General features: G+C 63.0%; 15 protein-coding genes. 8 read left to right on the top strand and 7 right to left on the bottom strand.

All coding sequences use genetic code 11. The features are described 5' to 3' along the window. The first annotated feature begins 90 nt into the window (after nt 1-90). Together ACZ9A3_RS06870 and ACZ9A3_RS06865 are read left to right on the top strand one after the other, a co-directional pair. Nucleotides 91-837 carry an SDR family NAD(P)-dependent oxidoreductase gene (locus ACZ9A3_RS06870; protein ID WP_093384815.1) on the top strand — a complete coding sequence of 249 codons (747 nt, stop codon included), beginning with the start codon at nt 91-93 and terminating at the stop codon, nt 835-837. A gap of 66 nt (nt 838-903) precedes the next feature. Next, on the top strand, nt 904-2475 hold the full coding sequence (locus ACZ9A3_RS06865; protein WP_476252275.1) for a FadD3 family acyl-CoA ligase: 1572 nt from the start codon (nt 904-906) through the stop codon (nt 2473-2475). A 66-nt stretch (nt 2476-2541) separates the two neighbouring features. Here ACZ9A3_RS06865 and ACZ9A3_RS06860 read toward each other — a convergent pair whose 3' ends face one another. Both ACZ9A3_RS06860 and ACZ9A3_RS06855 read right to left on the bottom strand, forming a co-directional pair. Further along, on the bottom strand, nt 2542-3420 hold the full coding sequence (locus tag ACZ9A3_RS06860) for an SDR family NAD(P)-dependent oxidoreductase (protein ID WP_195883611.1): 879 nt from the start codon (nt 3418-3420) through the stop codon (nt 2542-2544). A gap of 11 nt (nt 3421-3431) precedes the next feature. Beyond that, the gene (locus ACZ9A3_RS06855; RefSeq protein WP_476252274.1) at nt 3432-5168 is read right to left on the bottom strand and encodes an FAD-dependent oxidoreductase; all 1737 of its coding nucleotides are present in this window, start codon (nt 5166-5168) and stop codon (nt 3432-3434) included. Between the two features lie 257 nt (nt 5169-5425). Between ACZ9A3_RS06855 and ACZ9A3_RS06850 the strand changes: the two genes are divergently transcribed. From ACZ9A3_RS06850 to ACZ9A3_RS06840, 3 genes are all read left to right on the top strand, one after another. After that, nucleotides 5426-7003 carry a DUF1302 domain-containing protein gene (locus ACZ9A3_RS06850; RefSeq protein WP_045201644.1) on the top strand — a complete coding sequence of 526 codons (1578 nt, stop codon included), beginning with the start codon at nt 5426-5428 and terminating at the stop codon, nt 7001-7003. A 23-nt stretch (nt 7004-7026) separates the two neighbouring features. Beyond that, nucleotides 7027-8406 carry a DUF1329 domain-containing protein gene (locus tag ACZ9A3_RS06845; protein WP_093384833.1) on the top strand — a complete coding sequence of 460 codons (1380 nt, stop codon included), beginning with the start codon at nt 7027-7029 and terminating at the stop codon, nt 8404-8406. A 139-nt stretch (nt 8407-8545) separates the two neighbouring features. Further along, nucleotides 8546-8881, top strand: coding sequence for a hypothetical protein (locus ACZ9A3_RS06840; RefSeq protein WP_143013296.1), 336 nt, complete (start codon nt 8546-8548; stop codon nt 8879-8881). Here the strand turns inward: ACZ9A3_RS06840 and ACZ9A3_RS06835 are convergent. From ACZ9A3_RS06835 to ACZ9A3_RS06825, 3 genes are all read right to left on the bottom strand, one after another. Beyond that, complete coding sequence (locus tag ACZ9A3_RS06835) at nt 8878-9210, bottom strand: hypothetical protein (RefSeq protein ID WP_045201648.1); 333 nt, start codon at nt 9208-9210, stop codon at nt 8878-8880. The two genes, ACZ9A3_RS06840 and ACZ9A3_RS06835, sit on opposite strands and share 4 nt — an antisense overlap. An 80-nt stretch (nt 9211-9290) precedes the next feature. Beyond that, the gene (locus ACZ9A3_RS06830; RefSeq protein ID WP_052676574.1) at nt 9291-9755 is read right to left on the bottom strand and encodes a hypothetical protein; all 465 of its coding nucleotides are present in this window, start codon (nt 9753-9755) and stop codon (nt 9291-9293) included. Between the two features lie 55 nt (nt 9756-9810). Next, nucleotides 9811-10779, bottom strand: a complete 969-nt coding sequence (locus ACZ9A3_RS06825; protein ID WP_476252273.1) for a hypothetical protein — start codon at nt 10777-10779, stop codon at nt 9811-9813. A 337-nt stretch (nt 10780-11116) separates the two neighbouring features. Here ACZ9A3_RS06825 and ACZ9A3_RS06820 point away from each other — a divergent pair, with 337 nt between their 5' ends. Beyond that, complete coding sequence (locus tag ACZ9A3_RS06820; RefSeq protein WP_476252272.1) at nt 11117-13549, top strand: membrane-bound PQQ-dependent dehydrogenase, glucose/quinate/shikimate family; 2433 nt, start codon at nt 11117-11119, stop codon at nt 13547-13549. A 95-nt stretch (nt 13550-13644) separates the two neighbouring features. Here ACZ9A3_RS06820 and ACZ9A3_RS06815 read toward each other — a convergent pair whose 3' ends face one another. Continuing rightward, nucleotides 13645-14325, bottom strand: a complete 681-nt coding sequence (locus ACZ9A3_RS06815; RefSeq protein ID WP_476252271.1) for a hypothetical protein — start codon at nt 14323-14325, stop codon at nt 13645-13647. Between the two features lie 35 nt (nt 14326-14360). Then, nucleotides 14361-14543: a hypothetical protein gene (locus ACZ9A3_RS06810; protein WP_213601849.1), complete on the bottom strand. Its 183-nt coding sequence runs from the start codon at nt 14541-14543 to the stop codon at nt 14361-14363. A gap of 120 nt (nt 14544-14663) precedes the next feature. Here ACZ9A3_RS06810 and ACZ9A3_RS06805 point away from each other — a divergent pair, with 120 nt between their 5' ends. Together ACZ9A3_RS06805 and ACZ9A3_RS06800 are read left to right on the top strand one after the other, a co-directional pair. Next, nucleotides 14664-15320 carry a histidine phosphatase family protein gene (locus tag ACZ9A3_RS06805; RefSeq protein WP_476252270.1) on the top strand — a complete coding sequence of 219 codons (657 nt, stop codon included), beginning with the start codon at nt 14664-14666 and terminating at the stop codon, nt 15318-15320. A gap of 35 nt (nt 15321-15355) precedes the next feature. Next, nucleotides 15356-15610, top strand: coding sequence for a Pathogenicity locus (locus ACZ9A3_RS06800; protein WP_093384853.1), 255 nt, complete (start codon nt 15356-15358; stop codon nt 15608-15610). The last annotated feature ends 11 nt before the right edge of the window (nt 15611-15621 follow it).

The following is a 15621-nucleotide window of genomic DNA, read 5'->3' as shown; positions in this document are numbered from 1 at the left end:
CCCGCTAGTCTCATCGGACGATCACTGCGGCCCCGACTGCGGTTAGACTCGGCGCCAGCAGCCCCACAACAATAAGACAGAGGTTCAGTTATGGCTCGTTTGCACAACAAGGTCGCCGTGGTTACCGGCGGCGCATCGGGTATCGGCCTGGCGTGCGTGCGCCGCTTCATTGCCGAAGGCGCCGAGGTCGTCGGCCTGGACATTGGCGAGGCGCCGGCGGACTTCCCCGGCCTGTTCATGAGCCTGGATGTGCGCGATGAAACCCGCGTGCAGCAGGTGATGAGCGAAGTCATCAGCCGCTTCGGGCGTATCGATGTGCTGGTCAATGCCGCCGGCGTCGCCGACCAGGGCAGCGTGACCCAGACCAGCACCGCCAACTGGCAGCGGGTGCTGGACATCAACCTCACCGGCAGCATGCTCACCAGCAAGCACGTGCTGGCGCAGATGGAGGCCCAGCGCAGCGGCTCGATCATCAACATCGGTTCGATCTTCGGCCTGCAGGGCTGCGACGGCAACGTTGCCTATAACGTCTCCAAGGGCGGCATCAACCAGCTGACCCGCTCGATGGCCATCGACTATGGCTACGCCAACATCCGCGTCAACGGCCTGTGCCCGGGCCTGATCGAAACGCCAATGACCAGCATGGTCCGCGAACAGCAGGCATTCCACGCCTTCTTCGCTTCGCAGCACATGCTCAACCGTTCCGGGCAGCCGGACGAAGTGGCCAACGTCGCGCTGTTTCTTGCCTCTGACGAAGCGTCGTTCGTCAGCGGCCAGATGATTGCCGTGGACGGCGGTTTCTCCGCTGGCCGCCGCTTCGCCCCGCCTAGCGCCTGACCCGCGGTGCCGGGCAGCCTGCCCGGCGCTTTCCCTGCTCATTCATCCTCAGCCTGAGGAGGCATCATGCTGCCTGTCGAAAACGCTCAGACCATCGCCCAACTGTTCGCCCGCGCCGCCCGGGACTACGGCGACAGCCCGGCCATCGAAGACGGCGGGCAGCGCATCAGCTACCGCCAGCTCGAGCAGCTGCGCCAGCAGGCCGCCCGCGCCCTGCTCGCCCTGGACGTGCAAGTGGCCGACCGGGTGGCAGTGTGGGCGCCCAACCTGTGGGAATGGATCGTTGCCGCCGGCGCCCTGCAGAGCATCGGCGCCACCCTGGTGCCGTTGAACACACGGATGAAAGGCAGCGAGGCCGGGCACATCCTGCGCGAGAGCGGCACCTGCGTGCTGTTTTGCATCAGCCGCTTTCTGGATAACGACTACCCGGCCATGCTCGCCGACCAAACCCTGCCGGCCCTGCGCCAGGTGATCAGCCTGCGCCCGGCAGAGCCGCGCCACGGCGGCCTGGCCTGGGAGGCGTTCATGGCCCTCGCCGAGCAAGTGCCGCAGGCGCTGTTGCAGGCCCGTGAGCAGCAGGTCGGGCCGCAGACCCTGTCCGACCTGTTGTTTACCTCCGGCACCTCCGGCAAGCCCAAGGGCGTGATGACCGCCCACGGCCAGAATCTGCAGGTGGTGCGCGACTGGAGCGAGATCGTCGGCCTGCGCCGGGGCGATCGCTACCTGATCGTCAACCCGTTCTTCCATTCCTTTGGCTACAAGGCCGGCTGGCTGGCAGCGCTGATGCGCGGCTGTACCATCATCCCGCAGCAGGTGTTCGAGGTGCAGGCGCTGCTCGACTGCGTGCAGCGCCAGCGCATCAACATCCTGCCCGGGCCGCCGACCCTGTATCAGTCGCTGCTGGCCCACCCGCAACGCCAGAACTACGACCTGAGCTCCTTGCGCGTCGCCGTCACTGGCGCCGCCGCGATCCCGGTGGAGATGATCGGGCGCATGCGCGAGGAGCTGGGCTTTGCCACCATCGTCACCGCCTACGGCCTGACCGAAGCCTGCGGCTTTGCCAGCATCTGCCGCCCCGGCGACAGCGCCGAGCGGGTCGCCAGCACCAGCGGCCGGGCCATGCCAGGGGTTCAGATCCGCTGCGTCAACAGCAGCGGCGCCAGGGTGCCGGCCAACGTGCCTGGCGAGGTGTTGATCCGCGGCTACAACCTGATGCACGGCTACCTCAACGACCCGCAGGCAAGCCTCGAAGCGGTGGATGCCGACGGCTGGCTGCACACCGGCGACATTGGCGTGCTGGATGAACAGGGTTACCTGCGCATCACCGACCGGCTCAAGGACATGTTCATCACCGGTGGCTTCAACGTTTACCCGGCGGAGATCGAACAGACCTTGCTGCAGTACCCCGGGGTGGCCCAGGCCGCCGTGATTGGGATTGCCGATGAACGCCTGGGGGAAGTGGCCATGGCCTTCTTGCTGGCGGTGCCTGGACAGGTGATTGACGTAGCGCAGTTCAATACCTGGTGCCGCGAGCAGATGGCCAACTACAAAGTGCCGCGGCGGGTGCAAGTGGTCGAGGCCTTGCCGCTCAATGCCACGGGCAAGGTGGCCAAGCAGGTATTGCGCGGCTGGGTGTGAGGGCTGCTGTGCAGCCCATCGCCGGCAAGGCCGGCGATTGAGCCCGAAGGGGTTGTAATCCGCCGCTCAGATCACCCGCGCCGGATGTTGCTGGCGCGGGTCGCCGAGCAAGCCGCGATGGGAAGGCGGCTGGCGCCCGCCCGCTTCGCTGATGCCATACCCAGCGGCTATCTCGGCAGTGATCAGGGTTTGCCCGGAATAGCGCATCAACTGCGGGTCATTGAGCAGCGCATGAATCACCCGCCCATTGAACTGCGGGGTCTCGGCATCGGCAAGAAACGCCTTGTACTGCTCGCCATGCTGCTCGCCGGCAATCCGCGTGCGCTCGGTCAGTTGCGGGCCTAACCATAGCGACACGGCGGCGACGCCCTGGCCTTCGAAATCGATGGCCATGTCGGCGGCCAGCTTGTCGCAGCCGGCCTTCTGCGCGCCATAAGCCGGCCCATGCATGTAGCAGCCAGCGCCAAACGATGAGGTGAAACACACCAGCCCCTGGCGACTGCGCAGCAACAGCGGCGCGCCATGGTAGCTGGCGACATAGGCTGAACGCAGGCCGACGTCGAGGATGCCCGCCAGCGCCAGCGGTTTGCTCCAGAACGGCCCCGGCTCGATCAACTGGTCATGGATGAACGCCGCGTTGTTGACCAGCAGATCCAGGTGCCCGCATTCGCGCTCCACCCGGGCGAACAGCGCCTGCACCTGGGCATCGTCGGCGTGATCGCAGGTCACCGCGATACCTTGCCCGCCCACCGCGCTGATGGCCTCGGCGGTGGCCTGCAGGTCGCCGTCCAGGGCATGCCCGTACAAATGTGAACCGCCCTGCCCGCGGGCCCGGCCGGTAACGTAAACGGTCATGCCGGCCGCGCCGAGGGCCAGGGCGATACCCTGGCCGACACCGCGGCTGGCGCCGGTGACCACGGCAACCTGCCTGTGTTGTGTACTCATGGGGTGCATCCTCAAGAAACCAGCGCCGCCTGGGCCTGGTGATTACTGGCTAACGCGCCGATATGGTTGGCGGCCAGGTAGCCGAAGGTCATGGCCGGGCCGAGGGTCGACCCCGCCCCCGGATAGGTACGGCCCATCATCGATGCGGCGCTGTTGCCAATGGCATACAGGCCGAGGATCGGCTGGCCGTCCTCGTGCAGCACCCGCGCATGCACATCGGTGAGCAAGCCGCCCTTGGTGCCGATATCGCCGGCATCGACCCGCACCGCATAGAACGGTGCCTGCAGCAACGGCGCCAGGCACAGGTTGGGCTGCACACCGGGGTCGCCGTAATAGCGGTCGAACAACGACTCGCCCTTGGCAAAATCCTCGTCGCGACCCAGGCTGGCCATGGCATTGAAGCGTTGCACGGTACGCGCCAGCCCTGCGGCATCGACCCCGATGCTGGTCGCCAGGGCTTCAAGACTGTTGGCCTTGTGGAAGTAGTCGCGCAGGTGCCGGGGTAACTGCCAGTCGCGCTGGGCATAGCCCGGCAACAGCGCGCCACAGGGGTATTTACGCCGGAAGCTGGCGTCGAAGACCATCCAGCACGGCACGCTGCTGGCGCCTTCGCGGTTGTTGGCATACATGGCGTAGACGATGTCGGTGTACGGCGCCGCTTCGTTGACGAAGCGCTGGCCCGCGGCATTGACCAGCACGCAGCCGGGCAAGGTGCGTTCGACAAACAGCGCGCGCTGCTTCTCTTCGCCCTGCACATGGGTGGTCGGCGCCCACCAGCTGTGTTCCATCAGCGCGGTGCGCGCGCCGACGGCCTGGCCGGCGCGAATGCCGTCGCCGGTGTTGTGCGGCGGCGTTGCGCTCCAGCGCGCTTGCGAGGGCTGCGGGTGATACTGGTCGCGCATCGCCTGGTTACGCTCGAAGCCGCCGGCGGCGATGACCACCCCGTGACGCGCCTTGATCCGCAGCAGCTTGCCGTCACGGCGCACCTGGGCGCCGCCGATGCGCCCGTCGACGATCAGCAGTTGCTCCAGCGCGCAGTCGAGCCACAGCGGCACCTCACGGTCGAGCAACGAGCAGCGCAAGGCGCCGACCAGGGCGTTGCCCAGGGTCAGGAAGCGATCACGTTTCGACAGCTTGCGGCCCGTGCGGTCGCGCCAGTAGCGCCACATCACCCGCAAGGTCAGGCGCAGCCAGCCCTTGCCGCGACACAGCAGCACCTGGGCTTCTTTCATGGTCATGGCCATGCGCCCCATCATCAGCGTGCCCGGTGACGGCGCGCGCATCTTCAGGAACTCGTCGCCCAGTTGCGCCGCGTCGAACGGCAAGGGGTCCATGGAGCGGTAGCCAGGCTTGCCGCCCGGTACTTCGGGGTAGTAGTCGGCATAGTGCGGCTGCGCCTCGAAGCGCACCCGCGAGTGTTGTTCGAGGTATTCGAGCATGCGCCGGCCCTGCTCGACGTAGGTTTCGATGCGCCCGTCGTCGATCTCGCCCTGGGTGACGGCCTCGAGGTAAGCGATAGCTTCCTCGGCCGAGTCGTGCCCGCCCAGGGCCCTGATGCGCGGGTTGTTGGGGATCCACACACCACCGCCGGACACCGCCGAGGTACCGCCGTATTCGCTACTTTTTTCGATCACCAGGGCCTTGAGCCCCAGGTCATGGGCGCGCAGGGCGGCGGTCATGCCGCCGGCCCCCGAACCGATCACCAGCACGTCGCAACAGTGGTCCCAGTCGATCCCGGCTTCGTTCATGTGCTCACCTTGTAAAGGGCAATGGACAACAGGCCGCGCCGGCGGTCGGCCGGGGGCATTGGTCATTGATTGTTCGATGCCCGGCACGGGCCAACATCGTCCGATGGGACTAGCGCCAGCGTCCGGCGCACGTGGCGGCATCGCTTAGTCCGCTTGGACGATGTTGCGCCGCCAAGGGGATTCCATAGTCGCCTCCAGCTTCACCTCCCACCTTGAATACAGCGGTCGGGCAGGTCTGACCGCGGCATGAGGACGACATGATAAAAACAACAATCGCCCCACCTTCACTCAATACCTGCGTGCGCCTGGGGATGCTGATGCTGGCCGGCGGCCTGGGCACCCCGGCCAGCGCCCTGACCTTTCAGGCCAACGATGACCTGAGCATCGACTGGGACACCACCCTCACCTACAGCCTGGCCTGGCGTACCGAGGGCCGCGACCACAAGCTGGTGGCCAACGCCGACGGCAACGATGGCGACAACGCCTTCGACCGCGGCAGCCTGATCAACAACCGCGTTGGCTTTCTCACCGAGGCCAACCTCAAATGGCAGGACAACTACGGCCTGTTCGTGCGCGCTGCCGGCTTCTACGACAACGTCTACGACCAGGGCAATGACAACAGCAGCGGTGCCTCCAACTGCCTGGCCAGCGGCAACTGCCGGCGCGCCGACCGCTTCTCCCAGGACACCATCGACCAGCACCGCGACGACCTGCGCCTGCTCGACGCCTATGCCTACGGCAGCTGGGACGTTAGCGGCCACAACCTCAACCTGCGGGTCGGCGATCAGGTGGTGAGCTGGGGTGAAAGCCTGTTCTACCCGGGCATCTCTGCGGCCCAGAGCCCGGTCGATGCGACCAAGGCCACCACCCCCGGGGTCGAGGTCAAGGAAGTGCTGCTGCCGGTGGGCCAGGTGTTCGGCCAGTTCAGCCTGACCGAGGCCCTGGAGCTGCAGGCCTACTACCAGTACAAGTGGGAGAAGACCGACCTGTTCGGGGTCGGCAGCTATTTTTCCAGCACCGACCTGATCGACCGCGGCGGTTTCAGCGACGCCTCAGGCTTCGTTACCCGCCTCAAGGACGACGAGCCCAGTGACAGCGGCCAGTACGGCGTGGCCCTGCGCTACACCGCCGAGTCGCTGAACAACACCGAGTTCGGCCTCTACTACTCGCGCTACCACGACAAGAACCCGTCGCTGGACTTCCAGACCGACCTGGGCCACTACCGCGTGCGCTACTTCGACAACATCGACCAGTACGGCGCAAGCTTCGGCACCGTGCTCGGCGACACCAGCATCGCCGGTGAGGTCAGCTACCGCGACGGCGCGCCGGTGATGGTCGACAACGGTTTCTCAAGCCCGGTGCGGGCGCAGACCCTGCAGGCCCAGGTGTCGATGATCCACGTGGTCGGCCCGACCGCCTTTGCCGACAACACCACCCTGGTCGGCGAGCTGGTCTACAACACCGTGCTCGACAACGACGCCTCGACCCCGCTGACCCTGGCCCCCGGCCTGACCCTGCCGGGCACCGACAGCCTGGTGCTGGACCGCGACGCCTGGGGCTACACGGTGCAGGCGACCTTCGACTACAACGACGTGTTCAGCGGCTGGGACATGTCGGTACCGGTCACCTACAGCAGCGCCGCCCAGCACGACAGCGCCCTGACCGGCTCGATCAATGCCGGACAAGGCGATGAGCGCGCAAGCATCGGCACCACCTGGCGCTACCTCGGCAACTTCACCGTCGAAGCGCTCTACAACGCCTACCTGGGTAACGCCAACAACTCGCCCCTGGCCGACCGCGACAACGTCGCCCTCAACTTCAAGTACCGCTTCTGAAGCCCCTGATGGAGGAGCACCGCATGTCTACTCTCACGCATCCCTGGTTGCGCACCACCCTGGCGGCCGCCCTGCTCGGCGCAAGCCTGGCCCACGCCAATGTCAGCAATAACGATGCCGCGCGCCTGGGCCAGGACCTGACCCCGGTCGGCGCCGAGCGCGCCGGCAACGCCGATGGCAGTATTCCGGCCTGGACCGGCAAATGGCGCGGGCTGCCGCCGCATCTGAAATTCGCCGGCCCAGGCACGCCCTACCCCGACCCATACGCCGACGAAAAACCGCTGTTCACCATCACCGCGCAGAACGTCGAGCAATACGCCGCCAACCTCACCGACGGCCAGAAGGCGCTGTTCAAGCGCTACCCCAACTCGTTCAAGATCCCGGTCTACCCCAGCCATCGGGACTTCAGGGTCGACCAGGCCAGCGAAGATGCGCTCAAGCGCAACGCACTGAACGCCACCCTCAGCGCCGACGGCAACGATGCCCTCAATGCCTTCGGCGCCTCGCCGTTCCCGATCCCGAAGAACGGCAACGAGCTGATCCTCAACCACAACATGCAGGCACGGGCGGTCACCGAAGAGGCCAACTACCAGCAGGTGGTGGTGTATGCCGACAACAACAAGGCCCTGGAGAAGGTCAACTACAAGATCTACTCGCTGTGGTCCGACCCCAAGCAGAGCGCGCAAAGCGTCAACGGCGTGTTCACCGACTTTTTGCTCACCACCCTTGAGCCGGTGCGCAAGAAAGGCGAGATCATCGTCGGCCACGAATTCATCAACGCCGCCGCCCAGCCACGCCAGGCCTGGCAGTACACCCCGGGCCAGCGCCGGGTACGCCGGGCGCCGACCGTGGGCTACGATTCGCCCACCGGTGCCGGCGGCTTTCGCGTCTACGATGAAGACCGCCTGTTCAACGGCGCCACCGACCGCTACGACTGGAGCATCGTCGGCAAGAAAGAAATCTACATCCCCTACAACAACTACAAGATCGACAGCCCCGAGGTGAACACCGCGCAGATCCTCTCCACCAGCGGCCATATCAACCCGGAGCTGATGCGCTATGAAAAACACCGGGTGTGGGTGCTGCAGGCAACCCTCAAGCCATCCGCCCGGCACATCTATGCCAAGCGCCTGATCTACATCGATGAAGACAGCTGGGCGGCTACCCTGGCCGACAACTTCGACGCCCGTGGCCAGCTGTGGCGCACCAACATGCAGACCTCGGTGTATGCCTATGAGATCCAGCGCTTCCACGCGCGCCTGGGGATCTATCACGACCTGATCGCCGGCTCCTACCTGGTCGATCGCCTGCTCGACGAGCAAAAGCCGGCCAAGCTCAACGCCAGCAACTTTGCCGCCGACGAGTTCACCCCCGGCAACCTGCGCAAGCTCGGTACCCGCTGAGCCCCAGGCACGCCGCCCTGCTCCCGAGCGCTACGCTCGGGAGCAGGCGTTTTCGCTGCTGGCGAAGTACAATGGCCGCCGTACTGCCCGCGCATCCCCGCGCGCGGCCCCGCCTTTGAACGATCAATGGATGATCCTGGTGAAACCCCTCAAGAACCGTTTTCTCGCCATCGCCATGCAGGTGGAGCTCAACCTCAGCATCTGGACCGGCGGCCTCTACATGATCTGGGTGCTGTTCGACCGTGATGCGACGCGATACTTCGAGACCTACGCAGTGTTTGCCATCGTCAGCCTCTGCCTGTTCTTCTTCACCGCGCTGTTCGTGCGCTGCCCGGAATGCAACACCTCCATGCACCACCTGTACAAGCCGGGTGAAGGGCTGTTAATGCACCGCGGCTTCCTGCCCCACGAGGTCTTCACCCAGAAGCTGATCGAGTGCCCCAAGTGCAACCAGGTGGTGAAGTTTCGCGATTAGCGCAGGCTGATAACGATTTTGCGCGCAAGCATGCCCACCAACATACCGGCGAGGGTCAGCAGCACATCGGCGCTGAACTTTGCCGAGTAGTCAGGCGCATAAATACGGTCATGGCTGTAGAAGGTCGGGCCGGTGTTGAACAGCGCGTGGTAGCCATTGGGAAAGAACGCCACCGCGCACAGCACCACGATCAAGCCCAGGGTCCAGGCGCCGGTGCCGTCGTAGGACTGGCTACGAAACCAGAGCAGAATCCAGGTGAGCACAGCGGCGAGCAGCGGCGTCCAGAACTGCGAAGTGAGGGCGTTGTAGAATTCAATCGGGAAGTACATGGCGTTGCTGAGTCCTTTCAATGACACGGTGGGTAAAGCGCGGCGAATTCTATCACGGCAGTCTGGTTTACTCAGTGCACTCAACTAAACCAGAAAAATGAAACCACTCCCGCTATCAGGCACACCCACACTATCGACGTCACCCTGGACGCAGCTTCGCTGCGACGACTTAGTTGTTGATCCAGAACTGCCCGGTTCGATTTTCTCTCTCCTTTCTCCCCGAGCTGAAGGTAATCACTCAGCGCATAAATGATCCTGGAGAAATTTTTATGGTGCCGATGATTGCCAGGAAGGTTCGCCCCGACCTTCAAGGACGACTCGATTCTTACAACGCAAACGCCCGGCTCCAGATCATCAACTACGATGGTCACCCGTTCGCCCCAGGAAAACGCCGACATGCCCGCCGACACATCGATTCTGCCGATGAACATGTCGACGTGCGTGGCTTGCAGCCCCAGATTCGGCAGGACTTCGCCTAGCGCTTCGAGCACGACTTCTTTGGGAAACGGAAATTTTTGCTCGGTGGCCTGTGATCCACTGCCCATACGATTGCTCCCGTGCGCCATTCATTTGTGGCTCTGCGTGATACAGGAGGTTAGATCATCGAGCATCGACCTGCGGTGCAAAACTGACCTTTTGCAGTCGGTCCAGCCCTACCCCGTAGTAGAACGAAAACGGCCGCCCGGCCTGATACGCGTAGTCGCCACACATCTCGCGCAGGCCCTGGCGCCCGGCGTCGGCCATATCAAAGGGCTGGTAGGGATGCTCGCCGAGTGATCCGAACTCAATGGTCAGCCAGGTCGAGCGAAACTTGCCGTAGGACATCTGGCTTCCCATGCTGACCTTCAGCCCTCCCGCCTCGAGGCGCTCGCGCAAGTCACGGTCGTCAAAGTACAGGCTGGCAGGCACGCGCAGGGTCATCTTGTCGTGGGTGAGAATGTCCATGCCGCCTTCCAGTTGCGCGCTATCGGCCTTGAAGCCGGTAATGACGAACGGCAAGGCGCTCTGCACGAAACTGTCGAGCTGGCAGCTCACCTCGGCCTTGACCGTGCGGCTACCGGCAAAGGCATGGCGCCGCTCGCTGTCGCTGATGCGGGTATCGAGGCTCGTTTCGTAGGGCAAGTCGAACCACAGCGGTATGACCTTACGCCCCATCGCGACGACGTTGGCAGGCGCCGGGCCGATTTCCCTCCCCGCTGCATTCAGGCGCTTGGCCTGACTGTAGTCCAGCTGCAATTGCACGCTGGAGATCACCGCCTTGCGCGCCTGCAGGATGGTATCGAGCTGGCCGGCCAGGGCCTGGCGTTGCGCGGCGCTCAGGGCAGGCTCAGGGCCGCGCAGCACAAGGGTGTCACTGTGCTGGGGATCGAGCTCGATCTGCAGCCGTTGCGTATCGATGTGCTGGGTGGCCAACAGCTGCTCGACGGCCTGGCGGTAAACCTCGTGCACTTGCCCGGCGTCACCGCGAGGATGGGCACCGCCCTGGAACTGCAACTGTGCCAGCACCACCCTGGGCTCCTTGAACAAGGCCACAGCGAGCAGTGCACACAACCCGATACCCGCACCCATAATCAGCTTCCCTGCCGCACTTCGACTCATTACAAGCCTGCTCCTTGACCAAGACATCCGCAGTACACCTGCGGGCGCGGATGATAACCGCCATTAGCGCTTATTGCTTGTGCGGCAAACGCCATTGTTACTGTTTCACCAATAAAGCTTCTCAGCCCCGGGCGTTTATCCGCAAACACCCTCGGCCTAAACTGAAATCAGTTTCCAGGCCAAGCCCCTGCCCCGCTTCCCAGCTGACCAGCGCTGCCTATCAGGCGTTGATGCTGCCAACTTAATTCCCCCTGAGCCTTGCGCACTGCGTGCGTGCAATGCCTATGACTAACGGAACGTATAAACAATGACGGATGCCCCTCGAACGCAAACCCGGAAGTTTGCCACGACCGCGAGCGTGCTGTTTTCCCTGCTGGTTCTAGTGATATCGCTGGCGTTGCTATATGGCGGCCTCAAACTGGTGATACTGGGAGGATCAACTTATTACTTGATCGCCGGCCTTGCCTACTTACTGCTGGCGGCACTGTTTTTCTGGCGCAAACGCAGTGGCATTACCCTTTCCGTGGTTATCGCCCTTGCAACCTGTGCCTGGGCATTTTACGAAGTGGGCCAGTTTAGTTACTGGCAACTGCTGCCGCGCCTGGTGGTTCCGGCGATTATCCTGACCCTGAGCCTGTGGGTCGGTGCTGCGTTCCCAGGTACCTCTGCGAACACTAGGCGCCTGGCCAACGGCAGCGGTTTTGTCGTGTTTGCGGCGCTGATCGCAACCTTCGTTGCTGCGTTCTATCCGCACGGCGCGATCTCCAACCCGGTCGCTAGCAACGGTGCGCCCGCGCCCAAAGCGCCCGCCTCCGCACCCGAAAACTGGGAGTTCTTTGGCCGCAGTGCATCCGGCACGCGCTTTGCGCCGTTCAGCCAGATCACCGCAGACAACGTCAAGGACCTGCAAGTGGCGTGGATCTACCGCACCGGCCGCAGGACCACCGGCAATGGCGCCGGTGTCGACGAAAACACCCCGCTGCAGATCGGCAACGTGCTGTATTCGTGCACCCCGGAAAACCTGATCACCGCCCTCGACGGCGACAGCGGCAAGCCGATCTGGAAATTCGACCCGCACGCCAGCAGTGCAGAGCACGTCACCTGCCGCGGCGTGGGCTATTACGACATCGACAAGGACGACAGCCTGAGCACTGAGGTCAAAGCCTCCTACAACGATCAGCAACAATGCCGTCAGCGCATTCTGGTGTCGTCTGTCGATGCGCGCTTGTTTGCCCTCGATGCGCACACCGGCAGCCTGTGCCCGAACTTTGGCGACAACGGCTTCGTCGACCTGAAAAAAGGCATGGGCCCGACCGAGAACAGCAAGCGCTATCACCCGACCTCCCTGCCGGTGGTCATGGGCCACCTCACTGTGGTCGGTGGCTGGGTCCGCGACATCGTCGGCAAAGAACCTTCCGGCGCGGTGCGGGCCTTTGACGTACTCACCGGTGCGCTGGTGTGGGCCTGGGATATCGGCGCGCCTGAGGATGCGGATACCACCGCCGCCGATCACGCCTTCACGCTGGAAACCCCCAACGTCTGGACCGTCCCGACTTTCGACAAGGACCTGAACCTGGTCTACCTGCCAACCGGCAACGGCCCGCCCGACTATTGGGGTGGCGACCGCAACCAGGCCAAGGAAAAGTATGGCTCGGCCGTGGTTGCCGTCGATGCCTCGACCGGCAAAGCGAAATGGGTTTACCAGACCGTTCACCACGACGTGTGGGACTATGACCTGCCATCGCAGCCGGTGCTGTACGACATCAAGAATGCCCAGGGCGAAAAAACCCCGGTGCTGATCCAGACCAGTAAAACCGGCAACATCTTCGTACTGGACCGCCGCACCGGCCAGCCGGTTACCGAAGTGCAGGAGCGCCCGGTGCCGACTGCACCGGCTGCAGAAGGCGAACACCTGGCGCCCACCCAACCGCACTCGGTGGGCATGCCGGTGATTGGTGCAGAGCCACTGACTGAAAAGTCCATGTGGGGCGTGAGCACCTTCGACCAGCTGTACTGCCGCATCATGTTCAAGGACTCCGTCTACGTCGGCCCCTTTACCCCGCCAACCGAAAAACCCTACATCGAATGGCCGGGCCTGTTGGGCGGCATGAACTGGGGTGGTATTTCCATCGACGAAAACACCGGCATGATGTTCGTCAACGACATGCGCGTGCCACTGCGCATGGCCCTGGTCACCAAGGAAAACACCAAGAAGTTCAAAGTCTCGACCGATGAAGTGCCTGGCTTCATGGGCACCATTCGCCCGCAAGTTGCCGGCATCTATGGCGGGGTGAAAATCGATATTCTGCAATCCCCCCTGGGCGTACCGTGCAACAGCCCGCCGTTTGGCAGCATGAGCGCCATCGACCTGAATACCCAGAAACTGGTCTGGCAAGTGCCGCTGGGCACTGTCCAGGACACCGGACCACTGGGAATCAAAACCCACCTGCCGATCCCGCTGGGCATGCCGACCCTTGGCGGCCCGACCTCAACGGCGTCCGGCCTGGTGTTCTTTGCCGGCACCCAGGATTACTACCTGCGCGCGCTCGACTCGGCCACCGGTAAAGAAGTGTGGAAAGCCCGCCTGCCGGTCGGGGCTGTAGCGGCGCCGTTGATCTACCAGTCGCCGGCCACCGGCCGGCAATATGTGGTGATCTCGGCGGGCGGCATGAGCCATTCGCCGGATGTGGGCGACTACATCATTGCTTATGCGTTGCCGGAGGGAACGGGGAAGCAATAAGTTGCTTAGCGCCACGTAAAAATAATCCCCGGTATTCGGGGATTGTTTTTTTGAGGGGTTCATTTGAGCGGCTGTTTGAACCGCCCCGCTGCAGATCACGCAAACTCCCAATCCCGCTCCAGATACTCAACCTCGGCAGGTAACAGCTCACGCAACAGCGCCAGGCACTGTTCGAACATCGCTATGTCGGGCAGGCGCAGTTCGAAGCCGATGGACAGGTTACTGATATGCGGGACCAGGATCCGGCGCTTGCGGTCGATGGTCAGGTAGCGATATTGCTCCCACCCGGGGCCATGTTCATGTTTCGCACAGGCTTCGGGCGAAGGCGGCACCATCTCGCGAGTGAACAGGATATAAGCGATAAACAGCGGCGTCAGCAACAACCACCAGGTGCCGGTCGCCACGGCCAGCCAGAGCATCAGCAGCGCCTCGATTACCACAACCACGACGATGGTGATCCTGGCGGCGCGATCGGAGCGCACGTACTTGCTGATGGTTATGCCGTCGCGGGTGAGCTGGTATGAAAGGTGGGTTCTGACCGTTAATAACAGCAGCACCAGGACGTACATCACCGCGCATAGCCCGTAGACCCACTTGTCGGCCCCCAGCCAACCGAGCATACCGGCCACCCCGAGCACCGCGATGGTCATCGCCAGGATGCCATTGCGCAGGTCCCTGGGCGCAATCAGGCGCGCCTTGATCGACCAGTTCATCAATGTATCGGGCGGGTTTGCTGCAGGGCGTTCAGCGGGGTCGGTCGGTTGTGGGTTTTGCACGGATATCCTTATCTTCGAATGCTGTCGCGGCACACTCAAGCCCGTCGACGTCTCGAATAGAATTCGATCGCAACCAGTACGATGCCGGGTATTAACAAGCCCAGACCGGTGTAAGCAAATGCAGGTTGCCCGGATAACCCCACGGCAATGAAGCCCGAGCCCATGGCAATCAGTGGCGCGCCGGCCAGGATGAAAGGCTTTTTGCTTGGGTTGGTCATGTCAAACCTCCTTGTTTTATGGCTGCATGGCAGTCAGCCATGATGCACCATCTTAAACCAGATTGCCGTTATGCTGCGCAACAGGACAATCAACACTCACGTTGAAAAGACAGGTCGTCAATGAAGCACATCAAGCTGATTCGCCACGGCGAAAGCGCTGCCAACGCAGGCCAAGCCAGTCGCGATCATGCGAGCATTGCCCTTACTCAAAAGGGAATCGAACAAGCGCAGCGGGTGACCCATTCGTTCACCCAGGCGCCGCAATTAATTGTTGCCTCGCCATTCTTTCGAGCCCAGGCAACCGCCAGGGCGACGGCCACCGCCTTCCCTGCCGTGCCGTTCGAAACCTGGGCTGTGCAAGAGTTCACCTACCTAGAACCTGCGCGCTGTGCCGACACGACAGTGGCCCAACGTCGCAACTGGGTTGAAGCGTACTGGGCCAGATCAGACCCGGCATTCAGGGATGGTGCCGGAGCAGAGTCGTTTTTGGACTTCGTAGCTCGGGCGCAGGCATTTCTGGAACAACTTGCCGCGCATCCTGCCCAGGACATTGCAGTGTTTTCCCATGGGCAGTTCATCAATGCTGTTGCCTGGTTACTTGAGTACACGCCAGAGACACTGGATGGCCGGGCAATGACACAATGGCGGGCGTATGAAATTGCCAACCACGTGCCCAATTGTTATGGCTACGCGTTGTGCTGGAATTCGGACGATGCGAAGTTTCGGGCACAGGTCTGTGCATCGACTCAAGCCAAGTTGCGGTGTTTCTATACCTGAACATACCCCAGACTACCCAGAAAAGGATTTCGCAAATGCCCTTCTTACCGAACGAACGCGCTGCATTGCTCGCCCTCAAGGGCGTCGGCCCAACTGTCATTACCCGGCTCGAACAGATGGGGATTGAATCGCTGGCAGAACTGGGCAATGCGGATGTCAGTGACATACTGGCTCAGGCCTCGGCGGCACTGGGCTCGACCTGCTGGAAGAACAGCCCGCAAGCGCGAGCAGCGATTACTGCTGCGGTTGAGCTTGCGAAAGGGGCTGCTGGTTTCAAGCCAGCCGGCTAGATTGGTTGGCC

The organism is Pseudomonas sp. TE4620, assembly GCF_056279045.1.
This window is presented reverse-complemented; position numbering and strand designations above follow the sequence as displayed.